17 protein-coding genes and 2 pseudogenes are annotated in these 22,448 nt (G+C 63.1%); 8 read left to right on the top strand and 11 right to left on the bottom strand.

What is annotated here, in order from left to right; genetic code table 11:
• Positions 1-2: 2 nt before the first annotated feature.
• On the bottom strand, positions 3-1,157 hold the full coding sequence (ttgA, locus tag ACI2KG_RS02780) for a toluene efflux RND transporter periplasmic adaptor subunit TtgA (RefSeq protein ID WP_400614692.1): 1,155 nt from the start codon (positions 1,155-1,157) through the stop codon (positions 3-5).
• Positions 1,158-1,415: 258 nt separating this feature from the next.
• Here ttgA and ttgR point away from each other — a divergent pair, with 258 nt between their 5' ends.
• Positions 1,416-2,048 carry an efflux transport transcriptional regulator TtgR gene (gene ttgR, locus ACI2KG_RS02785; RefSeq protein ID WP_201207697.1) on the top strand — a complete coding sequence of 211 codons (633 nt, stop codon included), beginning with the start codon at positions 1,416-1,418 and terminating at the stop codon, positions 2,046-2,048.
• A gap of 222 nt (positions 2,049-2,270) precedes the next feature.
• Here ttgR and ACI2KG_RS02790 read toward each other — a convergent pair whose 3' ends face one another.
• The gene (locus tag ACI2KG_RS02790) at positions 2,271-3,722 is read right to left on the bottom strand and encodes an MDR family MFS transporter (protein ID WP_404660697.1); all 1,452 of its coding nucleotides are present in this window, start codon (positions 3,720-3,722) and stop codon (positions 2,271-2,273) included.
• Positions 3,723-4,154: 432 nt separating this feature from the next.
• On the opposite strand from ACI2KG_RS02790, the gene ACI2KG_RS02795 reads away from it, so the two are divergent.
• Positions 4,155-5,024: an oxaloacetate decarboxylase gene (locus ACI2KG_RS02795; protein WP_404660698.1), complete on the top strand. Its 870-nt coding sequence runs from the start codon at positions 4,155-4,157 to the stop codon at positions 5,022-5,024.
• 399 nt (positions 5,025-5,423) lie between these two features.
• Here the strand turns inward: ACI2KG_RS02795 and ACI2KG_RS02800 are convergent, their stop codons facing one another.
• Positions 5,424-6,329: a LysR family transcriptional regulator gene (locus ACI2KG_RS02800; protein WP_404660699.1), complete on the bottom strand. Its 906-nt coding sequence runs from the start codon at positions 6,327-6,329 to the stop codon at positions 5,424-5,426.
• Positions 6,330-6,431: 102 nt separating this feature from the next.
• Between ACI2KG_RS02800 and ACI2KG_RS02805 the strand changes: the two genes are divergently transcribed.
• Both ACI2KG_RS02805 and ACI2KG_RS02810 read left to right on the top strand, forming a co-directional pair.
• Positions 6,432-7,307, top strand: a complete 876-nt coding sequence (locus tag ACI2KG_RS02805) for an MBL fold metallo-hydrolase (RefSeq protein WP_404660700.1) — start codon at positions 6,432-6,434, stop codon at positions 7,305-7,307.
• A 27-nt stretch (positions 7,308-7,334) separates the two neighbouring features.
• Positions 7,335-7,464, top strand: a pseudogene (locus ACI2KG_RS02810) (NAD(P)H-binding protein); the annotation flags it as partial.
• A gap of 407 nt (positions 7,465-7,871) precedes the next feature.
• Here the strand turns inward: ACI2KG_RS02810 and ACI2KG_RS02815 are convergent.
• Positions 7,872-8,747, bottom strand: a complete 876-nt coding sequence (locus tag ACI2KG_RS02815) for a LysR substrate-binding domain-containing protein (RefSeq protein WP_404660701.1) — start codon at positions 8,745-8,747, stop codon at positions 7,872-7,874.
• Between the two features lie 114 nt (positions 8,748-8,861).
• On the opposite strand from ACI2KG_RS02815, the gene ACI2KG_RS02820 reads away from it, so the two are divergent.
• Positions 8,862-10,499 (top strand): 5-guanidino-2-oxopentanoate decarboxylase, encoded by a 1,638-nt coding sequence (locus ACI2KG_RS02820; RefSeq protein WP_404660702.1) that lies wholly within the window; start codon positions 8,862-8,864, stop codon positions 10,497-10,499.
• Between the two features lie 139 nt (positions 10,500-10,638).
• Here ACI2KG_RS02820 and ACI2KG_RS02825 read toward each other — a convergent pair whose 3' ends face one another.
• A complete protein-coding gene (locus ACI2KG_RS02825; RefSeq protein ID WP_404660703.1) occupies positions 10,639-11,559 on the bottom strand; it encodes an AraC family transcriptional regulator N-terminal domain-containing protein in 921 nt (306 codons plus the stop codon).
• 202 nt (positions 11,560-11,761) lie between these two features.
• Here ACI2KG_RS02825 and ACI2KG_RS02830 point away from each other — a divergent pair, with 202 nt between their 5' ends.
• Positions 11,762-12,055 (top strand): putative quinol monooxygenase, encoded by a 294-nt coding sequence (locus ACI2KG_RS02830; RefSeq protein ID WP_404660704.1) that lies wholly within the window; start codon positions 11,762-11,764, stop codon positions 12,053-12,055.
• Between the two features lie 196 nt (positions 12,056-12,251).
• Positions 12,252-12,485, top strand: a complete 234-nt coding sequence (locus ACI2KG_RS02835) for a hypothetical protein (RefSeq protein WP_404660705.1) — start codon at positions 12,252-12,254, stop codon at positions 12,483-12,485.
• Here ACI2KG_RS02835 and ACI2KG_RS02840 read toward each other — a convergent pair whose 3' ends face one another.
• The 6 genes and pseudogenes from ACI2KG_RS02840 to bglX all read right to left on the bottom strand — a co-directional run bounded on the left by ACI2KG_RS02840 (position 12,486) and on the right by bglX (position 21,501).
• A complete protein-coding gene (locus tag ACI2KG_RS02840; protein ID WP_400614716.1) occupies positions 12,486-13,091 on the bottom strand; it encodes a flavin reductase family protein in 606 nt (201 codons plus the stop codon).
• Positions 13,092-13,212: 121 nt separating this feature from the next.
• Positions 13,213-13,458, bottom strand: a pseudogene (locus tag ACI2KG_RS02845) (hypothetical protein); the annotation flags it as partial.
• A gap of 922 nt (positions 13,459-14,380) precedes the next feature.
• The gene (locus ACI2KG_RS02850; protein WP_258653858.1) at positions 14,381-15,700 is read right to left on the bottom strand and encodes an MFS transporter; all 1,320 of its coding nucleotides are present in this window, start codon (positions 15,698-15,700) and stop codon (positions 14,381-14,383) included.
• A 278-nt stretch (positions 15,701-15,978) separates the two neighbouring features.
• Complete coding sequence (locus tag ACI2KG_RS02855) at positions 15,979-17,313, bottom strand: sigma-54-dependent transcriptional regulator (RefSeq protein WP_404660706.1); 1,335 nt, start codon at positions 17,311-17,313, stop codon at positions 15,979-15,981.
• A complete protein-coding gene (locus tag ACI2KG_RS02860; protein ID WP_404660707.1) occupies positions 17,307-19,064 on the bottom strand; it encodes an ATP-binding protein in 1,758 nt (585 codons plus the stop codon). Before ACI2KG_RS02860 ends, ACI2KG_RS02855 begins: the two co-directional genes overlap by 7 nt.
• A 145-nt stretch (positions 19,065-19,209) precedes the next feature.
• Positions 19,210-21,501: a beta-glucosidase BglX gene (bglX, locus tag ACI2KG_RS02865; protein WP_404660708.1), complete on the bottom strand. Its 2,292-nt coding sequence runs from the start codon at positions 21,499-21,501 to the stop codon at positions 19,210-19,212.
• A gap of 186 nt (positions 21,502-21,687) precedes the next feature.
• On the opposite strand from bglX, the gene ACI2KG_RS02870 reads away from it, so the two are divergent.
• Positions 21,688-22,305 (top strand): TPM domain-containing protein, encoded by a 618-nt coding sequence (locus ACI2KG_RS02870; RefSeq protein WP_404660709.1) that lies wholly within the window; start codon positions 21,688-21,690, stop codon positions 22,303-22,305.
• The last annotated feature ends 143 nt before the right edge of the window (positions 22,306-22,448 follow it).

The following is a 22,448-nucleotide window of genomic DNA, read 5'->3' on the forward strand; positions in this document are numbered from 1 at the left end:
GTTTACTCCGCTTTGGCGTCTGCTTTCGCCGCGTTGGCCTGATCAGGGCTGCCCGGCTTCTTGACGTTGGTGGCTTCGCTGACTTTGACCTCGACGCCGGGGCGCACGTACTGCAGCCCTTCGGTGATCAGGCGGTCGCCTGGGTTCAGGCCTTCCTCGATCAGCCAGTCGCTGCCCAGGGTGCGGCTGGCCTTCAACTGGCGCAGCTCGACCTTGTTCTCCTGGTTGACCACCAGCGCGGTCGGCGCGCCTTTGAGGTCACGGGTCACGCCCTGTTGCGGGGCCAGGATGGCGTTGGCATTGACCCCGGCCTTGAGCCGCGCATGCACGAACATGCCTGGCAGCAAGGTGTGATCGGGGTTGGGGAACACGGCGCGAAGGGTCACCGAGCCAGTGGTCTCGTCGACCGCGACTTCGGAGAATTCCAGGCGGCCTTCCTGCTTGAACAGGCTGCCATCCTCAAGCACAAGCTGCACCGAGGCTGCGTTTTCACCCGCCTTCTGCAGTTGGCCGCTTTCCAGGTCACGGCGTAGCTTGAGCAGCTCGGCAGTGGACTGGGTCACGTCAACGTACATGGTGTCGAGCTGCTGGATGGTGGCCATGGCATTGGCCTGGCCATTACTCACCAGTGCACCTTCGGTAAATGCCGAACGGCCGATACGGCCGCTGATCGGTGCCAGCACCTTGGTGTAGCGCAGGTCGATCTGGGCGCTTTTCAGCGCAGCCTCGGCCTGCAATCGTTTGGCATTGGCGTCGTCGTATTCCTGCTTGGACACCGCCTGCTCGTCGATCAGCTGCTTGTAGCGCTCGGCCAGCGAGCGGGTAGCCTGCAGGTTGGCTTGGGCATTGGCCAAGGTGGCTTCGTACACGGCAGGGTCGATCTGATAGAGCTGCTGGCCTTCCTTGACGTCGCTACCTTCCTTGAAAAGGCGCTTGAGGATGATGCCGTTGACCTGCGGGCGCACTTCGGCGACGCGGTAGGCGCTGGTGCGCCCCGGCAATTCCGAGGTCAGGGTAAAGGCTTGCGGCTGGATGGTCACGACGCCGACCTGAGGAGCCTGCGCCGCTGGCGCTGCTTCTTCTTTCTTACAGCCACTGAGCAGAGTTGCCAGGGCGACGGCGGAAACCAGAGCGGTAACGGCTGGCTTGAATTGCATGAGGATCCTCGGGTCGCAGGAGCAGGGAGACGCTCAAGAGTAATGGAAGAGTCTTGATCTGGAGAAATTTGCTATCCGGTGGATAAATAGCTTGCTAAGGAATATACTTACATTCATGGTTGTTTGTAAATACCGCTGGGTTGTACTTGGGTACTGCCGCAGCCTTGATTAGTTCATCCGTAAGGCCCCCTGCAGAGGTGCCCGCGGAGCGTTTGCCCGTTCGCGCTGCGCGTTCGGGCCAGATGAGGTGGTACTGCCATGGTCCGTCGAACCAAAGAAGAAGCCCAGGAGACCCGCGCCCAGATCATCGAGGCAGCGGAAAAGGCCTTCTACAAGCGCGGGGTTGCGCGAACCACCCTGGCCGACATCGCCGAACTGGCGGGCGTGACGCGTGGGGCGATCTACTGGCACTTCAACAACAAGGCCGAGTTGGTGCAGGCGCTGCTCGACAGCCTGCACGAGACCCATGACCATTTGGCGCGGGCGAGCGAAAGCGAGGACGAACTCGACCCGCTTGGCTGCATGCGCAAGCTGCTGTTGCAGGTGTTCAACGAGCTGGTGCTCGATGCCCGAACCCGGCGTATCAATGAAATCCTGCATCACAAGTGCGAGTTCACCGACGATATGTGTGAAATTCGCCAGCAGCGCCAGGGTGCGGTGCTGGATTGCCACCAGGGCATTACCTTGGCGTTGGCAAATGCCGTACGCCGGGGCCAGTTGCCAGGCGAGCTGGATGTCGAGCGCGCGGCGGTGGCCATGTTTGCCTATGTCGATGGCCTGATCGGGCGCTGGCTGCTGCTACCTGACAGTGTCGATCTACTCGGCGATGTCGAAAAATGGGTCGACACCGGGTTGGATATGCTGCGCTTGAGCCCGGCGCTGCGCAAATGACACTTTGTTAAGGATTGTGAGGGAGTGTTTCCTCTCTGTGTTAAGAGAGGATTAATGCTTCCTGGTACATTGGGCAGCACACAGATCCTGTAGGAGCGGCCTTGTGTCGCGATCGGGCTGCACAGCAGCCCCCGGCAATTTTTGCACCGCCGCTGAAATCATGGGGCTGCTCAGCAGCCCGATCGCGACACAAGGCCGCTCCTACAAAAAACGCGCTAGGTTTTAACGGCCGCGCAGTTGCCGGTCCGGCAATGCCACCGCCGCCAGCAGCCCGAGCAGCGCCACCAGCGCACTCCCGAGCAACAGCTGCCGGAACGTCTCCAGCAACCGCCCCTGCGTCACCAGGTCCACCTCACCCGCCTTCAAGCTCCCCAGCAACGGATTACCCAGCAATTCGAACCCACCTCCGTGCAGCAGCGCCAGCAACAGGCTAGACATGCACGCCACGCCCATGGCGCCGCCCAGCGAGCGGAACAGGTTGGTGGTACTGGTGGCGACACCGATGTCCTGGCTGGCCACCGCGCTTTGCGTGCCCACCAGCGAGGTCGGGAACTGCAGCCCGCAGGCAATGCCGGTCAGCAGCATGAACAGTGCACTGAGCCACGCCGACTGCGGTGGGATCAGCGCCATGCCGAGTATGGCCAGGGGCATCAACACTGCCCCGGCGAGGATCTGTGGCTTGTAGCGCCCGGTGCGGCTGGTCATGCGGCCACCGGTAAAGGCACCCATGGGCAGGCCCATGACCAGCGGCAGCAGGTGCAAGGCCGCGCTGTCGGCGCCGGCACCAGTGATGCCCTGATAGCGCAAGGGCATGAGCATGGTCAGCGAAAGCGACTGGAAGCTGGCGAAGAAGATCACCGCCCAGCACAGCACCGCCACCCGGTTGCCGAACAGACCGAGTGGCAGCAGCGGCTCGGGGCAGCGACGCTCATGGGCGATGAACAGCGCCAGGCCCAATACGGCACAGGCAAACAGCGCCAGCACGGCAGGGTCACCCCAGGCATGGCCTTGCCCGACCAGGGTAATACCCAGCAGCAGGCTGCCCAGGCCGAGGATCAACAGCACGGCGCCAAGGTAGTCCACTTGTGCCTCGCGGCGCTGCACCGGCATGCCAGCCAAGGCACGGCGAATCGCGTACAAGGCCACCAGCCCCAATGGCAGGTTGACCCAGAACACCCAGCGCCATGACAAGTACTCGGTCAGCCAGCCGCCCAGTACCGGCCCGGCAACACTGGCCACGGCATACATGCTGCTGAAATAGCCCTGGTAGCGGCCGCGTTCGCGCGGGGGCACGAAGTCGCCGATGATCGCCTGGCTGACCGAGACCATGCCACCGGCGCCAATACCTTGCAGCACACGGGCCAGCACCAGTTGCTGCATGTCTTGGGCCAGGGCGCAGGCAATCGAAGCCAGGGTGAACAGGCTGATGCCGGTGAGGATCATGCGCCGCCGGCCATATAGGTCGCCCAGCTTGCCGTAGATCGGCACGGCGATGGTCATGGCCACCATGTAGCCGGAAATGACCCAGGCCAGCAGGCCGACATCGTTGAACTGGGCCGAGATTGCCGGCAGCGAGACAGCAACGATGGTCTGGTCAAGTGCGCCGAGGAAGATCGCCAGCATCAGGGCGGTGAGCACGTTGCGCAGGGTGGTGGGGGGCAGGGCGGCGGTCACGGGGATACCTTGTATAGCTGTGGTGGCCACTTCGCGGGTAAACCCGCTCCCACAGAGGGCGGACGCGGTCACTGTGGGAGCGGGTTTACCCGCGAAAAGGCCAGCATGGAGTACCCGGATTGTAACCTGAGTTAGATAGCTTCCTATGTACTATCTGCATCCCCTATGCCGAATCGGCATTGGCGCATTCATCCAGTGCTGCATGGCCGCGTGATATCGTTGGTATGCCACAGGGGCTGAAAACCGCGGCCTGCACCAGCTTGGTGCAACATCTGCCGCAGGCTTTTAGCCAGCTGTCTCCCACACCTTTTATTCCTCTGCCTGCATGTCGAGCATGACCGCCCAGATGGCGACGGTTGGAACAGGTCAGGTAGACCCGATTACAGGGGTCGGTAGTTACCGTTCAAAATTTCAACTATTAGCGGAGTGACCATGCCCAAGGCTTCCCATCAAGATCTGCGTTTTGCCTTCCGCGAGCTGCTCGCTTCAGGTTCCTGTTACCACACCGCGTCGGTGTTCGACCCGATGTCGGCGCGCATTGCCGCTGACCTGGGCTTCGAAGTCGGCATCCTTGGCGGGTCCGTTGCCTCGTTGCAGGTACTGGCTGCACCGGACTTTGCGCTGATCACCCTGAGTGAGTTCGTCGAGCAGGCCACCCGTATTGGCCGCGTAGCGCAGCTGCCGTTTCTGGCCGACGCCGACCATGGCTATGGCAACGCACTCAACGTGATGCGCACGGTGATCGAGCTGGAGCGCGCCGGCGTGGCCGCCCTGACCATCGAAGACACCCTGCTGCCCGCCCAGTTCGGGCGCAAGTCCACTGACCTGATCCCGGTCGATGAGGGCGTTGGCAAGATCCGTGCGGCGCTGGAAGCCCGGGTCGATTCCTCGCTGTCGATCATTGCCCGCACCAATGCTGGCGTGCTGACCACTGAAGAAATCATTGTGCGTACCCAGAGCTACCAGAAGGCCGGTGCCGATGGTATCTGCATGGTGGGCGTGAAGGACTTCGAGCAGCTGGAAAAGATTGCCGAGCACCTGACTGTGCCGCTGATGCTGGTCACCTATGGCAACCCCAACCTGCATGACGACGAGCGCCTGGCGCGCCTGGGTGTGCGCATTGCCGTCGATGGCCACGCGGCTTACTTTGCGGCGATCAAGGCCACTTACGACTGCCTGCGCCTGCAGCGCGGCAAGCAGAACAAGTCGGAAAACCTCAGTGCCACCGAACTCTCGCACACCTACACCCAGCCCGAGGACTACATCCGTTGGGCCAAGGAATACATGAGCGTCGAGGAGTGACCGGCAGGGCGCCGTCAACTCAACGGACGGCGCTCAAGGTTGCCGTGTGAGGCACGCAATGTGCCTGCTCGCAGCTGGCGGCGGCGCTTGGCTGGCTTCGTAGCAGCTCAGCGCGCCAGCAGGCCGAGCCGTACAGCCCTGCGACTGCGGTCAGGGCCATGACAAGGGCGACTCTTCTTGATTTGATGCCCATGGTGCTCACCTCCTGGTACAGCGATAGGTGATACCTTGCAGCTTAGGCCAATTTCAGTGCTGCCGCGCACGATCCCTGTAGGAGCGGCCTTGTGTCGCGATCGGGCCGCACAGCGGCCCCAGGTCTTCAGCTTGGCAGCAGATATTGCCGGGGCCGCTTTGCGGCCCGATCGCGACACAAGGCCGCTCCTACAAGGGGCGTGAACTTTATAAATCGCGGTCCCACTCCGGTTCGTCCCTGAACCGCTGCACCAGAAAATCCAGCATGCTGCGCAAGGTCGCCGGCATGTGCTTGCGCGACGTATACACCGCATTCAGGCTCAGCTCGCGTGGCTTGGCGTGTGGCAGCAGGCGCACCAGCTCGCCTTTGCGCAGGGCCTCGGCGGCCTGGTAAGTCGGCAGCATGGCGATGCCCGCGCCGGCCAGTGCCGCCTTCTGCAAGGTCATTGCTTCGTTGGCACTGATGTTTCCCGCCACCGGTACGGCAACTTGCTGGCCGGCCACTTCGAAGTGCCACAGGCTATGACCAAAATAAGCATGGGTCAGGCAGTTGTGCCCGCTCAGTTCCTCGACCAATAGTGGCGTACCCTGCTCGCGCAGGTACGCCGGTGCCGCACACACCACCGAACGGCACACGCTCAGGCGCCGGGCGATCAGGTTGGGGTCGAGGTCGTTGCTGGTGCGGATGGCCAGGTCGATACGCTCGTCCACCAGGTTGACGGTGCGGTCGAGCATGTGCAGTTCAATCGTTACCCCAGGGTAGCGCCGCACATAAGCAGCGATCGCATCCACCAGTTGTGCCTGGCCGAACGAGGTGCTGACGCTGATGCGCAATGCACCCCTTGGTGCATCATCCGGCTGCTGCACTGCAGCTTGCAGGTCACCGGCCAGCTCCAGCAGTTGCCGGCAGCGCGGCAGGGTTTCCTGGCCGGCGGCAGTGAGGCTGAGCTTGCGCGTGGTGCGCTGCATCAGCCGCGCGCCCACCCAGTCTTCCAGCTCGGCCAAGTAGCGCGACACGACCGGGCGCGACAGTTGCAGATGGTCCGCCGCCGCCGACTGGCTGCCCAGGTCGACCACGGTGACGAACACGCGCATGGCGTTGAGACGGTCCATGATTTGCCCGATTTCAGAAACAAACTATGTTCAAGCATGGCATTTTTTGTCACGGATCGGGCAACTAAGCTGTTGGGCATTGTTCAGCTGAAGGCGTTGCCAATGTCCCTGTTCATTCCCCTGCGTGGCCTGCTGCTGGCCTGCGTGACCCTGGCCGGCCCGGTGCGGGCTGCCGAGCCCTTGCAACTGGAGGTCTATAACCCCGGGCACGAGGCGATTTTCCCGGTCAGTTCGGTGATCGTCAGTGGCGAGCACGACGCCGTGCTGGTCGATGCCCAGTTCGGCAAGGCGCAGGCCGAGCAGCTGGTACAACGCTTGCGGGCGGGTGGCAAGCAGCTGACCAGCATCTACATCAGCCACGGTGACCCGGACTACTACTTCGGCCTGGATACGCTGACCCAGGCCTTCCCCGACGCCAAGGTGCTGGCTTCGGCCGCTACCGTTGCCCATATCCGCCAGACCAGGGACGCCAAGCTGGCGTACTGGGGCCCGCAGATGGGCGCGGACAAACCCGCGCGCCTGGTGCTGCCGCAGGTGCTTGAAGGCAACCGTCTGACGTTGGAGGGGCAGGCCCTCGAAGTGATTGGCCTGGACGGCCCGCAGCCTGAGCGCAGTTTTGTCTGGATCCCGTCGATCAAGGCGGTGGTCGGTGGCGTGGTGGTGTCCGAGCACATTCATGTGTGGATGGCCGACACGCAAACGGCCAAGTCGCATACCGACTGGCTTGGCACGCTCGCGCAGATCGAGGCGCTGACACCGCGCACGGTCATCCCGGGCCATTACCTGGGCGACAGCAGCCACTCGCTGGAGGCCGTGCGCTTCACGGCCAATTACATTCGTGCTTTCGATGCCGAAGCCGCCAAGGCGAAAGATGCTGGCGCGTTGATCAAGACGATGAAGCAGCGTTACCCGGGCCTGGCCGATGAAAGCTCGCTGGAGCTAGGGGCCAAAGTCGCCAAGGGAGAAATGAAGTGGTAATTCCGTTCAACTGATGGAGCGTAACCCATGAGCAAGATTGCAATCATCGGTGCCAACTGGCCGCGCGGGCAGCCAGTTGCTGGAAGAGGCCCTGCGCCGTGGTCACAGTGTGCTGGCCATTGCCCGCGACCCTGCGCACCTACAGGGGCGTGACGGGGCATGCCCTAATGCCGGTCAGTTAAGCGGTGAGGGCTGACGGGTGCTTGCCTTGGGATTTTGGTTGCCTGTTAGATCGAGCGCCGCCCGCGCGGCGCTTCGCGGGACAAGCCCGCTCCCACTGTTTGTTTCGGGCCAGTCACTTCTGTGAGGTCACCGCTGTCCGCCTTGTTTGTTCCCTTCGATATCGAAGGGGGCGCCGCTGCTTTTCATCAATCTCCAGCCATGCATCCAGGGTGCGAGTGCGCAGGTGGCAGGAGTAACTGGCCCGAAACAGATGTGGGAGCGGCCTTGTGCCGCGAACCGCCGCGCGGGCGGCGCTCGATCGAATAGGCGCTGCTAAAAGCATGGAGGACACCTTGCCTTTTCTTAACTGACCGGCATTAGGGCGAGCCCGCGAAAGGGCCATCACAAGCTGGCCTGTCCCTCCAGCCAATCCAGCAACTCCAGCAACCCCGGCGGTAGGTTCCTGGCCTGGCTGACCAGGTAATAGCCTTTACCGGTCAGTACCTTCAGTGCAAACGGCATGCACAACCGCCCACCGCGCAAGTCATCGCCAATCAGCGACCAATCACCGATCGCCACGCCTGTCCCCTGCGAAGCCATGGCCATTGCCATGTCCAGCGTCTCGAAATGCTGCTTTGGCCCCTGTGCCGCCAGCGTTACACCAGCCGACTGCAGCCATAACCGCCAGTCATGCTCATCCCGCGAGGGGTGCAGCAACATGTGCCGCGCCAGGTCTTCAACCTGCTGCAACGGCAGCGGCCCCTCACGCAGTGACGGTGAGCACACCGGCGTCAGTTGCTCATCGAACAGCTTGCGTACCTGTAGCCCGTGGTTCGGTGCATCGCCATAGACCACCGCTGCATCAAAGCCCTCGCGGCGAAAATCCACGCCATGCTGAACGGTGGTGGTCAGCTCCACCGGTACGTCGGGGCGCAGTGCCTGCCATTCCATCAGGCGCGGCAGCAGCCAGCGCATCACGCACGTGGGCGCCTTCAACTGCAGGGTCGTGCTGTGCTCGCCCACCTCGCGCACCCCTTGCTCGATCAGCGCAAACACCTGTTGCACCCGTGGCAGCCAGTCCTGGCCTTCACGGGTCAGGCTCAAACCGCGGGCCTGGCGCTGGAACAGGGCATAACCCAGTTGCTCCTCCAGGGCGGCGACCTGCCGGCTGACGGCGCCTTGGGTAATGTGCAACTGCTGCCCGGCACGGGTGAAATTGCAGCACTGGGCGGTGATCAGAAAGGTATGCAGGGCAGGCAGGGGCGGGAGGCGTTTCATCGCAATAAGCCATGATCTCAGGACATGGCTAGTATGTGTTTTTTTGCATTGTGGCGATAGCCGTGGCTTGGGTCCAATAAGCGCATAACCCAACAAGATTCATGGTGAACCCCAATGGCAACCTGCGGCGAAGTACTGGTCAAACTCCTTGAAGGCTATGGCGTGGACCATGTCTTCGGCATCCCCGGCGTGCATACCGTGGAGCTCTACCGTGGCCTGGCGGGCTCGTCGATTCGCCATATCACCCCGCGTCACGAGCAGGGCGCCGGGTTCATGGCTGACGGCTATGCGCGCACCCGTGGCAAACCCGGGGTGTGTTTCATCATCACCGGCCCGGGCATGACCAACATCACCACCGCCATGGGTCAGGCCTATGCCGACTCGATTCCCATGCTGGTGATTTCCAGCGTGCAGTCGCGGGACCAGCTGGGCGGTGGCCGCGGCAAGTTGCACGAGCTGCCTAACCAGGCGGCGCTGGTGGCGGGTGTCGCGGCGTTTTCGCACACCCTGATGAGTGCGGCCGACCTGCCACAAGTATTGGCGCGAGCCTTCGCGGTATTCGACAGCGCCCGGCCGCGCCCGGTGCATATCGAGATCCCGCTGGATGTACTGGTTGAGCCGGCCGACCAACTGCTGCCGGGCCGCCCGGTGCGTGGTCACCGGGCAGGTGCTGCACCGCAGGCCGTGGCCCAGATGGCTGAACGCCTGGCCAGCGCACGGCGGCCATTGATCCTCGCCGGTGGTGGTGCCTTGGCAGCAGGTGCTGCGCTGGCACGCCTGGCCGAACACCTGCAGGCGCCGGTGGCGTTGACCATCAATGCCAAGGGTTTGCTGCCGGCCAGCCACCCCCTGCAGATCGGCTCGACCCAGTCGCTGCCGGCCACGCGGGCGCTGGTGGCCGAGGCCGACGTGGTGTTGGCGATCGGCACCGAACTGGCCGAAACCGATTATGACGTGACCTTCAAGGGCGGCTTCGAGATCCCGGGCAGCCTGCTGCGTATCGACATCGATCCCGACCAGACCGTGCGTAACTACCTGCCGGAGTTGGCGTTGGTGGCCGATGCCGAACTGGCCGCCGACGCGCTGCTGGGCGCCTTGCATGCACAGCCGCAACCGCTGCGTGAAAGCACCTGGGGTGTGGCCCGCGTGGCCAACCTGCGCCAGGCCCTGGCGGCGGGCTGGGACCTGCCGACGCTGAGCCAGACGCGCTTGCTGAGCGCGATTCTCGAACGTCTGCCCAATGCCATTCTGGTGGGCGACTCGACCCAGCCGGTGTACACCGGCAACCTGACGTTGGACATGGATCAGCCACGGCGTTGGTTCAATGCCTCGACCGGTTACGGCACCCTGGGTTACGCGCTGCCGGCGGCCATGGGCGCCTGGCTGGGCAGTGCCGAGCAAGCTGGCGAACGCGCGCCGTCGGTGTGCCTGATTGGGGATGGCGGTTTGCAGTTCACCCTGCCCGAACTGGCCAGCGCGGTGGAAGCGCAGGTGCCGCTGATCGTGCTGCTGTGGAATAACCAGGGGTACGAGGAAATCAAGAAGTACATGGTCAACCGGGCGATCGAGCCGGTCGGGGTGGATATTCACACCCCGGACTTCATCGGCGTGGCGCGGGCGTTGGGGGCTGCGGCGCAGAGCGTGGCGGATGTGGCGCAATTGCAGGCGGCGCTGGGGGAGGCGGTGGAGCGCAAGGGGCCGACCTTGATTCAGGTTGACCAGAATCAGTGGCAGGAAACGGTTATCGGTTGAAACTTTAGCCTTGGGTTGCTGGTGCTGGCCCTATCGCCGGCAAGCCAGCTCCCACAGGTACTCCACAACCTTCAGGACCTGTGGCGAACTTGTGGGAGCTGGCTTGCCGGCGATAGGGCCGGTACAGCCACCAGAAACTTCAGCCAGCTGTAGCCCGCAACCGGGCCACATCGCGAATCGGCGGCGCGCCATACAGCCGGCTGTATTCGCGGCTGAACTGCGACGGGCTTTCATACCCCACCCGATAGGCCGCTACCGCCGCCTCAAGCCCGTCGTTCAACATCAACCGCCGCGCCTCCTGCAGGCGCAGTTGCTTCTGGTACTGCAACGGGCTCATTGACGTTACTGCCTTGAAGCGGTGGTGCAAGGTCGAGGTACTCAGGTTGACCTCACGCGCCAGGTCTTCGATACGCAGTGGCTGCTGGTAGTTGTTGTTGAGCCAGGTAATGGCCTGGCAGACCCGGTGGGTCTGGCTGTTGGCCAAGGCAATTTCGTACAGCCGATAGCCCTGCGGCCCGCGCAACATGCGGTAGAGAATTTCGCGGCGGAACAGCGGTGCGAGCATCGCGATATCGCGCGGGGTGTCCAGCAGCCGAATCAGCCGTAGCAGGGCGTCGAGCAATGCCGCATCGGTTCTGTCCACATACAAGCCGCGACCGGAAGGCCGGTTGGGCACCAGCATTGGCCCGCTTTCGGCGATCAGCTGGCTGATCTCGGCCGGGTCCAGGTCCATGCGCAGGCCCAGGCTGGGGTTTTCCGGGCTGGCATCGAGCCTTACGCCGCTGAGCGGCAAGGTTACCGAGACCACCATGTAGTGCAGTGGGTCGTAGGCGTATTGCTCGTCACCGAGGAACAGGCTTTTGCTGCCCTGGGCCAGGATGCACAGGGCGGGTTGTGCCAGGGTGGGCACCGATCGCACGTTCTCGGTATAGCGCACCAGGTACAGGTCAGCAATGGCCGATGCCGGGCCGTGGGGCTCGCCGGCATGGCGGGTAATCAGTTCGGCCAGCTCCAGGCGCTGCTGTTCCAGGGGCGGGTCGGTGGGCGTGGCGGTGGTCATGATGGCTTTCCTCTGCTGACCGTCGCAGCATAGGTTTGGGCAATGGCGGGCGCTAGTCGAAAGCTGCACGTCGATTGCCTGATCCTGCCACGCTGCAGGATCAGGCAATCGACCAGCAGTAATGGCCTAACGCGTCGCGCGGGAGAGCCCCTAACCTTGGCAGCCTGGCTTTTCCGTCCGCCTGCTTCAAGGAGATTGAGCAATGACCTTAAAACAACCGGTCACCCATCTTGCGTTCATTCGTGCCAGCAGCGGGCGCTCGGCGGAGTTGGGCGCGCGCCTGCGTGACCTGCTCGAGCCCTCGCGGCGAGCGCCGGGTTGCCTGAGCTTCACCGTGCAGCGTTCGCAGGCCGATGCCGACCTGTGGTTGCTCAGTGGCAGCTGGCAGGACCAGCAGGCGATGAGTGGCTACTTTGCTTCGCCGACGCTGGAAGTGTTTGGTGAGCTGGTGCAGGCGCGGGTGGTCAGCAGCCTGGATCTGCATACCTTTGATTGATTGTTCAGCTGGCGCAGGCCCTTGTAGGAGCGGCCTTGCGTCGCGAAAGGGCTGCGCAGCAGCCCCGGCGATTTGTGCATCTGTGCTGAGACCCTGGGGCTGCTCTGCAGCCCTTTCGCGACGCAAGGCCGCTCCTACAAGGGGCGCGGTGGCTGGGGTAAGATACCGGGCACTGATCAACCAGGTAGAGAGCAACATGGCACGTAGGGAATTCCCGCAGTTCGAAGCGGTTTCGGCGATGGTCCCGGTGGAAGGCGGTGGTTACAACGCAGCCATTGCGGTCAAGGCGCTGGGCATGGGTGGCGCGCCGCGTTTTCACAAGGTCCTCGACGGGCAGGTGTTCAAGGGCGCCGTGACCGCCGATGAAGCGGCCACGGCCGAGCTGCAACGCCTGCAGGGCGTCAGCGAAGAGGGTGAGCTGATCTGGTGATCAGGCTTGCGGGCGGCCCATCTTGAACAGGTTGCCCAGCTCGAAATAGTCTGCCGGGCCGCCGCCACGCAAAATCGGCTCGGCGGCCACGGTATCGTAGATGCCGTTGTTCAACAGGTGCTCGGCAATGTGCACCGCTACCACTTCCCCAAGGATCAACCAGCTGGGCACCAGCTCCTGGTCGGCCCGCTTTAGCTGGACGATCTGGCTGACCTTGCACTCGAAGGCTACCGGGGTTTCGCCTACGCGCGGCACCTTGACGATGCTCGAGGGTGTGGCAGTGAGGCCACTCAATTCGAATTCACTCACGTCCGCAGCAACCGGCGCGCAGCTCTGGTTCATCTGCTCGGCCAGCGGCCGGGTGGCCAGGTTCCAGACGAATTCGCCGGTCTGCTCGATGTTGTTCAGGCTGTCTTTGCGCCCGACGCTGCAGAAACCGATGATCGGCGGGATGTAGTTGAAGGCGTTGAAGAAGCTGTAAGGCGCCAGGTTCAGACGGCCTTCGCGGTCCTGTGAAGAGATCCAGCCGATAGGGCGGGGGCCGACGATGGCATTGAACGGGTCGTGGGGCAGGCCGTGGCCTTTGGCGGGTTCGTAGTAATACATCTGTGCTGGGCTTGCTGGCCCTACCTCCTGGTGGACAAGGTGCCTAGTGTGCCAAGCCTGTGCCCGCCTGCAAATGATCAAGCCCGGCAAAAGCCGGGCTGGGTGCTCGCAGCAGGGGTCAGCTGATGCGGTGAGCGTTGGTGCGATCGAAGCCGTTTTCGGCAAAGCGTTGGCCGCCGGTGCGGTCGAAGCCGTCTTCGGCGAAGCGTTGGCCGCCGGTGCGGTCGAAACCATCTTCAGCGTAGCTGGCCGACTGAGTCTGGGCTGCGGCGAAGGTGTGGGCGTTGGTACGGTCAAAGCCATCTTCGGCAAAGGCGCCAGCAGCAAAAACCGAGAGGGCCAGGGTAAGGATCAGTTTGTTTTTCATGGTCGTTGCTCCGAGAGGGTCGTGAGTTGATTGTTTCTATGGGTTTAATGCTACTCCGATTAATTTGATTAAAAAGCGCAAAAAATAGCGTTTAAAGATCGGGTTATTCGATTTGTGTGGGTACGCGCATAGCCAGTCAGCCTGCGGCCTGGCTCTGGGAGGGTCGGCGCATGCGCCGACGTTCTGCCAGCCATTGCAGCTTGTTGGGGTTGAATTAATGGCGCGTTAAGAAGGAAAAATCTTACGCATAGGGTTAATGAACGTATTTTTCATCTATCACCAACCGATTTCTCAGGCATTGCTCGCACCATCGCCGCACCTAAAACGTGAGCTGTTCTACTGGGTGGCGATCCTGTTTTCCAACACCCTCAGCACCGCGCTGGGTGGTACCAGCGTCGTAAGCCGCGTCAGGCGTTGGAGATGTCCTGAATCTGCTTTCAGGCACAGATGAGCCGATTAAGTGGGCTATTCGGCTCACATTGTGAGCCGAATAGGGTTTTTAATCGGCTCATCAGGGGCTTTGGAGGTATGGGTTGAGGTTTGCGGTGCTGCTGAGATCGAGCGCCGCCCGCGCGGCGCTTCGCGGCACAAGGCCGCTCCCACATCTATTCCGGGCCAGTCACTTCTGTGAGTTCACCGCTGGCCGCCTTGTTTGTTCCAATCGATATCGGCTGCGCCTCTGCTCATTATCAATCTCCAGCCATGCACCCAGGGCTCGCGCGCCAAAGGCACAGGAATAATTGGCCCGAAACAGATGTGGGAGCGGCCTTGTGCCGCGAAGCGCCGCGCGGGCGGCGCTCGATCTCGAAGGCGGCAAACATGTTTTGACAAGCACCTGGTAGCCGAGATGCTTTATCAGAGCAGGTAAGAAAAAAGGGCGCCCCATGCTCTGGAACGCCCCTTTCATTTCTGCAAGCCGATATCAGTCAGTAGTAATCCGCGAATGCTGCTTGGTGTCCTTCATAGTCGCATAGACCAGCAGCGAACAGGCAATGCAGGCAGTGACATACCAGTAGAAGCCGCTTTCCATGCCAGCGCTCTTGAACCACAGGGCGACGTACTCGGCGGTGCCGCCGAAGATCGACACCGTCAGCGCGTACGGCAGGCCCACGCCCAGGGCGCGGATCTCGGTGGGGAACAGTTCGGCTTTGACCACGGCGTTGATCGAGGTGTAGCCGCTGACGATGATCAGCGCGGCCATGATCAGGAAGAACGCACCCCACCAGGTCTGGATGGTGTGCAGGGTGCTGAGGATCGGTACGGTGAACAGGGTGCCCAGTACACCGAAGGCGATCAGGATCGGACGACGGCCGATCTTGTCGGACAGGCCGCCGATCACCGGCTGCAGGCACATGAACAGGAACAGCGTGGCGGCCGAGATGGTGGTCGAGTCGCTGATGCTCATGCCCACGGTGTTGACCAGGTACTTCTGCATGTAGGTGGTGTAGGTGTAGAAGGCCAGGGTACCGCCCATGGTCAGGCCGACCACGGTCATCAGTTCCTTGGGGTGGCGCAGCAGGGTGCGCATCAGGCTTTCCTTGGCCTTTTCCTTCTTGGTGAACGAGGCGGTTTCTTCCATGCCGCGACGCAGGTACAGGGCCACCACGGCACACAGCGCACCGATCACGAACGGCACGCGCCAGCCCCAGGCGTACAGCTGCTCGGTGGTCAGGGTCTGTTGCAACACGATCAGTACCGCCAGGGCGATGAGTTGGCCGGAGATCAGGGTCACGTACTGGAAGCTGGAGAAGAAGCCACGGCGCTCCTTGCTGGCCATTTCGCTGAGGTAGGTGGCCGAGGTGCCGTATTCGCCACCCACCGACAGGCCTTGCAGCAGGCGGGCGATGACCAGCAGGACCGGCGCGGCGACGCCGATGGTTTCATACCCAGGGGTGAGAGCGATGACCAGCGAACCCGCGCACATTAGCAGTACCGAAGCCATCAGTGCCGCCTTGCGGCCTTTGCGGTCGGCGTACAGGCCCATCAGCCAGCCACCGATCGGGCGCATCAGGAAGCCAACGGCAAAGATCGCAGCGGTGTTGAGCAATTGTGCAGTGGAATCACCGGCCGGGAAGAAGGCTTTGGCGAAGTACAGCGAGAATGCGGCGTAGACGTACCAGTCGTACCATTCGACCATGTTGCCGATGGACCCACTGAAGATCGACTTCAGGCGGCTGGCGGTAGTTTTTTCTGCGGCAGGCGCGGTGGCCGCCCCGGCGGGCAGGGAGGTGGCGTTATCCATCAGGGATACCTTCTCGTTGTTTTTGTGGAGCGCGCCGTAGCGCAGCTTGCACAGGTGATTGCAGAAGGTGTGCCAAATGGGTGCGGGGTGATCCAAACGGGGGCGCTGTACGCCCCTTCGCGGGCACGCCCGCTCCCACAGGGACCGCGTTGCGCCAGATGTTTCACATTTCTTTGTAGGAGCGGGCTTGCCCGCGAAGGGCTGCAAAGCAGCCCCAAAATCTCCAAGTAATAAGCGAATTCCCGCCTACCAGGCCCTCACCATAAGCGGATTTCCGCTCATTCCCGGCCGACAAAATCCTCACGCACCAACCCATGCCGCTGCATCTTCTCGTTCAGCGTACGCCGCGGCAGCTGCAACGCCTCCATCACCGCATTGATCGCCCCCCCGTGCTGGCGCAACGCCGCGCGCAGGCACTGCGCCTCGAACGCTTCCATCTGCTCGCCCAGCGACTGCCCGCCAGGCGCCACCTCGATGTTCGGTGAACCCAGCCCCAGCGCATGCCGCTCCGCCGCATCGGCCAGTTCACGCACATTGCCCGGCCAATCATGCGACAGCAGCTGTGCCAGTTGTGCACCCGACAGCGGTGGGGCGGCACGGCCAAGCCTGTCGGCAGCAGCGCGGGCAAAGTGTCCGAACAGCAGTGGAATGTCTTCGCGCCGCTCGCGCAATGGCGCAAGGCGCAACTCGGCGACGTTCAGGCGGTAAGCCAGGTCTTCGCGGAAGCGCCCGGCGCGGGCTTCTTCGAGCAGGTCGGGCTTGGTTGCGGCGATGATGCGCAAATCGACGCTGATGCTCTGGTTGGCGCCCAGGCGCTCCAGCTTCTGCTCCTGGATCACCCGCAGCAGCTTGGCCTGCTGGGCCAGGGGCATGCTTTCGATTTCATCAAGGAACACCGTGCCGCCGTTGGCATACTCCAGCTTGCCGATGCGCTTGCCCTGGGCGCCGGTGAAGGCACCGCTTTCATGGCCGAACAGCTCGGCTTCGAACAGTGCTTCGGGGATGGCCGCGCAATTGAGGGCAACGAATGGTTTGGCGGCGCGTGGGCCAAAGTCGTGCAGGCAACGGGCGACCCGCTCTTTGCCACTGCCGGTTTCGCCACGGATCAGCACATTGACCGGCAGGTTGGCCAGGTCCAGTACCTGGCGACGCAACTGCTGCAGGCCCTGGGACATGCCCAGCAGCGTGCCCTCCAGGCGTGACTTGAGGTCGGCCCGCTCGTGCAACCGGCGGTTTTCCAGCACCAGCTGGCGTTTTTCCAGGGCCCGGCGCAGGCTGCCCAGCAAATGTTGAGGGGTGAACGGCTTTTCCAGGAAGTCATAAGCCCCATTGCGCATGGCCTCCACGGCCATGGGCACATCACCGTGGCCGGTCAGCAGGATCACCGGCAGGTCGGGGTCGTCCGCCTGCAGGCGTTCGAGCAATTGCAGGCCGCCCATGCCGGGCATACGCACATCGCTGATGATCACCCCGGGGAAATGCTGCGGCAGATTGGCCAGGCACTCTTCAGCACGGGCGAACAACTGCACGCTGAAGCCGGAAAGGCTCAGCCATTGCTCGACTGCCGTACGGATACTGGCTTCATCATCGACGACGATCACTGAATTCAACATACAGGCTCCAGGTCTCGGGGCAGGGTAAGGCTCAGGCGTGCACCGCCGGGCAGGTTTTCGGCCAGCAGCTGGCCGCCGGCCTCGTGGACGATGCCATAGGAAATGGCCAGGCCCAGTCCCAGCCCTTCGCCCACCGGTTTGGTGGTGAAGAACGGGTCGAAGACCTTGGCCAGGTCGGCTTCGGCAATGCCGCCACCTGAGTCCAGCACACTCAGGCGCCACAGTGCGCCGTCAGGCTCGATGCGGATCTCCAGGCGTTTGTAGCGCTTGTCGGCCATGGCGTCGAGGGCATTGCGCAGCAGGTTGATCAGCACCTGCTCAAGGCGGATGGCATCGCCGCGCACCCAGGCCGGGCGCGCCAGGTACAGGGCCACCTCCACCTCTTCGCTGCGAATGCGCGCTTCCAGCAGGTGCAGTGCCTGGTCGACCACGGTGGCCAGGTCGAGGCGCTCGCGCAGGCCCACCGGGCTGTTGCGGGCGAAGGTCTTCAGGTGGCTGGTGAGTGCAGCCATGCGCGTCAGCATTTGCTCCAGCGGCTCCAGTGCCTGGCGCGCTTCGTCGTAGCGGCCATGGTCGAGCAGCAGGCGCAGGGTTTCCAGCTGCATGCGCTGGGTGGTTAGCGGCTGGTTGATTTCGTGGGCCATGGCCGCCGACATCTGCCCGAGTGCGGCCAGCTTGGCCGATTGCACCAGGCCTTCCTGGGCGGTGCGCAGCTCGCGGGTGCGTTCCTCGACCTGGCGCTTGAGTTCTTGCCGGCTGCGCTGGCGCAGACGGGCCAGGCGCAGGCGCTGGCTGACGAACAGCGCGGCGAATACCAGGCTCAGCCATACGGCAGCTGCGCCGAGGGCGGCGTTGCGGCCGTCGGCGGCGACCTGCGGTTTGCGCAGCAGGTGCAAGGTCCAGTTTTCGCCTTCCAGCGGCAGGCTTTCCCACAAGTATTCGGCACTGCCTGCCGGGCCTTGTACGCGGCTAAGGGTGCTATTGGCGGCAAAGCGGGTGAGTACCTGATGCTGCAGCGGCACCAGCGGTTGCTTGTCGTACTGGCGGGTTTCGGCGAGCTCGGCACGGTCGGCGCCACTGAGCGGCTGCAGCTCGCGGTAACGCCAGCCGTCCTGGTTGGCGATGAAGGTGATACCACGGGCGTCGCTGACCAGCAGGATATCGTTGCCCTGGCGCCATTCACGCTCAAGCTCGGGGAACTCCAGTTTCACCACCATGGCACCGAGGAAGCGGCCATGCTCGTCGTTGACTGCGCTGGCGAGGAAGTAGCCCGGCACGCCACTGGTCACGCCGACGGCGTAGAAGCGGCCACTGCCCAGGCTGCGGGTTTGCTTGAAGTAAGGGCGGAAGCCGTAGTTGGAGCCGACGTAGCTGCTGGGCAAACGCCAGTTGCTGGCGGCAATGGCCAGGCCGGTGCGGTCGAGCAGTTCGAGGGTGGAGGAATTGGCGGCGCCGTTGATGCGTTCGAGCTTGCGGTTGAGGGCGTCCTGCACCGCCTCGTTTACCGGGCCGCGCAGGGCAGCGATCAATTCCGGGTCCAGGGCCAGCACAGCGGGCAGGGCGCGGTAGCGGTCGATCAGGGTGTGCAGGGTGTTGGCGTACAGGCCCAGTTGCTGGTTGGCGCGTTGGGCGTCGTCTTCCATGGCCTGGCGCTTGGCCTGGTGCATGGCCCAGCCGGCACTGAGGGCGGTGCCTAGCAAGATCAGCAGGGTAATCAGCCCCAGACGCAGGGCGCGAAAGGAAAAGGGCATTGGGGCGGATCCGGAAGAGGGGGGGCTGTCAGGGCCCTATCGCCGGCAAGCCAGCTCCCACAGGTACTGCACAGGGCCATCTGACTGTGCAGTACCTGTGGGAGCTGGCTTGCCGGCGATAGGGCCGGTACTGGATACCGTTTAGTTACAGCAATTCAAAGCTCTGCTGCTTCACCGCCTGGGAATCCAGCCCGACCTGGACATTGAATTCCCCAGGCTCGGCAACCCGCTGCAGCTGGCCATTGTAGAACTTCAGGTCTTCCTCACTGATGCGGAAGCTCAAGGTGCGTGTCTCGCCTGGCTTGAGCATCAGTTTCTGGAAGTTCTTCAGCTCTTTCACCGGGCGGCTCATCGAGGCCGACACATCTTGCAGGTACAACTGCACCACGGTCTCGCCGGCCACCTTGCCGGTGTTCTTCACCGTCACCTTGGCCTCCAGTGTGTCGCCGCGCTTGAGGTCCTTGTTCGATAACGTCAGGCCCGACAGCTCGAAGCTGCTGTAACTCAGGCCATAGCCGAACGGGTACAGCGGGCCGTTGGGCTCTTCGAAATACTGCGAGGTGTAGTTGCCCGGCTTGCCTGGCGTGAACGGCCGGCCGATGCGGGTGTGGTTGTAGTACATCGGGATCTGCCCGACCGAGCGCGGGAAGGTGATGGCCAGCTTGCCGGACGGGTTGTAGTCACCGAACAGCACGTCGGCAATGGCATTGCCGCCCTCGGTGCCGGAGAACCAGGTTTCGAGGATGGCGTCGGCCTGTTCACGTTCCCAGCCGATCGACAGCGGGCGGCCATTCATCAGCACCAGTACCAGCGGTTTGCCAGTGGCTTTCAGGGCTTTGATCAGCTCGCGCTGGCTGGCCGGGATTTCCAGGGTGGTGCGGCTCGACGACTCGTGGGACATGCCACGCGACTCGCCTACCACCGCCACGACCACGTCGGACTGCTTCGCTGCCTTGACTGCTTCGTCTATCAGCACGGCCGCCGGGCGTGGGTCGTCGACGATTTCCGGGGCGTCGAAGTTGAGGAAGTTCAGGTAGTCGAGGATCGCCTTGTCACCGGTGACGTTGGAGCCTTTGGCGTAGACCAGCTTGGCCTTGCCTTCCACGGCGCGGCGCAGGCCTTCGCGCACGGTTACCGAATGCATCGGTTTGCCGTCGGCAGCCCAACTGCCCATCATGTCGATCGGGGCATCGGCCAGCGGGCCGACCAGGGCGATGGTGCCGGCCTTCTTCAGCGGCAGGGTCTGGTTGTTGTTTTCCAGCAGCACCAGGCTGCGGCGCGCCACATCACGTGCGGCCTCGCGGTGCAGGCGTTCGTTGCCGTAGTAATCCTTCAGGTCGGTTTCGGCCTTGCCGATGCGCACGTACGGGTCCTTGAACAGGCCCATGTCGTACTTGGCGCCCAGCACTTCGCGTACGGCCTGGTCGAGCTCGCGCTGGGTCACTTCACCGGACTTCAGCAGGCCCGGCAGCTCTTCGCCGTACAGGGTGTCGTTCATGCTCATGTCGATACCGGCCTTGATTGCCAGCTTGGCCGCTTCGCGGCCATCACGGGCGACGCCATGGCGGATTAGCTCCTGGATGGCGCCGTGGTCGCTGATGGTCACGCCCTTGAAGCCCCATTCCTTGCGCAGCAGGTCGTTCATCAGCCAGGTATTGGAGGTGGCCGGCACGCCGTTGATCGAGTTGAGCGCCACCATTACCCCGCCAGCACCGGCGTCGAGCGCGGCGCGGTAGGGCGGCAGGTAGTCGTTGTACATTTTTGGCAGGCTCATATCGACCGTGTTGTAGTCGCGCCCGCCCTCTACCGCGCCGTACAGGGCGAAGTGCTTGACGATGGCCATGATGCTGTCGGGGTTGCCCGGGCTGCTGCCCTGGAACGAGCGCACCATCACCTGGCCGATTTTCGAGGTCAGGTAGGTGTCTTCGCCGAAGCCTTCACTGGTGCGGCCCCAGCGGGGGTCGCGGGCAATGTCGACCATGGGGGCGAAGGTCATGTCCAGGGCATCGGCCGAGGCTTCGATGGCGGCGGTGCGGCCAACCTTGGCCACGGCGTCCATGTCCCAGGTGGCGGCCATGCCCAAGCCGATCGGGAAGATCGTGCGTTCGCCGTGGATGGTGTCGTAGGCAAAGAACATCGGGATCTTCAGGCGGCTGCGCATGGCCGCATCCTGCATCGGGCGGTTTTCGGGTGCCGTACGCGAGTTGAAGGTACCACCGATACGCCCGGCAGCGATTTCTTCACGGATTTTCTCGTGGGGCATTTCCGGGCCGATGCTGATCAGGCGCAACTGGCCGATTTTCTCGGCTTCGGTCATCTGGCTGATCAGATGCTCGATGAAGGCCTGCTTGTCTTGCAGGGGCGGGGCGGAGGGGGCGGCGAGGGCCGCCTGACTGGCAAGGCCCATGGCCAGGCCCAGCAAGGACAGTTTCATCATCAATTCCGTTTTGGGGCTTGTGCCGTATCCACGGTGATACGTGCGCGGCCGAAGTTTTCAGGCGGCTATTGTTGTACGATTCGCAGGCAATTCATCCAGCGGCGGATTATGCCTGAATATGTCACCCGCGGACGAAGCCCCGAATGCCGGGACAACAACTATAAGAACGTTCAAGAGACCGACGGCATGACCCCCTTCGACGAATACCATCAGCGGCAGATTGCCGAAGCCATTGCCCGTGCCGAACGGCGTACCGATGCCGAACTGGTCACGGTACTGGCCCGGCGTGCCGACGATTACGCCTATTGGCCGTTGTTCTGGGCCGCGGTGTTGGCGCTGGCTGTGCCTGGGCTGATGCATTGGCTGTCGGGTTGGCCGGGTGTGCGTGGCTTGCTGGTGGCCAACGTGCTGCTGTTTGTCGGCCTGTGCCTGCTGCTGCGCAACCCACGCCTGGCCGGCTGGCTGATACCCCGGTGGCTGCGTCGCTGGCGTGCTTCGCGCCTGGCCCGGCAGCAGTTTCGCGAGCAGAACCTGCAGCGCACGACGGGCGCGACGGGGGTGCTGATTTTTGTCAGCGAGGCGGAGCGGCATGTGGAAATTCTGGTTGATCGCGGTATCGAGCACTGCCTGGATGCCGCAGCCCGTGCGGCCATCGTTGCCCGCTTTGCCGAACAGGTGCGCCAGGGCAGGACCTTGCAAGGGTTTGTCGAATGCATCGAGGCCTGTGGCGAGTTGCTGAGCGAGCATGTGCCGCCTACCCATTCGCGCAATGAATTGCCCAATCGCCTGGTGATCCTTGATTAATCGACGCTCAATGGTCTGTGGGAGCGGGCTTGTCCCGCGAACACCGGCAAAGCCGGTGCCAGACACCGGGTTGCCTGCTTCGCGGGACAAGCCCGCTCCCACAAAGGCCATTGTTATCTGCGAAACAGCGTAGCCCGGAAGGG

The sequence above is a fragment of the Pseudomonas sp. NPDC089407 genome, from assembly GCF_044900445.1.
In the GTDB taxonomy this organism is placed as follows: domain Bacteria; phylum Pseudomonadota; class Gammaproteobacteria; order Pseudomonadales; family Pseudomonadaceae; genus Aquipseudomonas.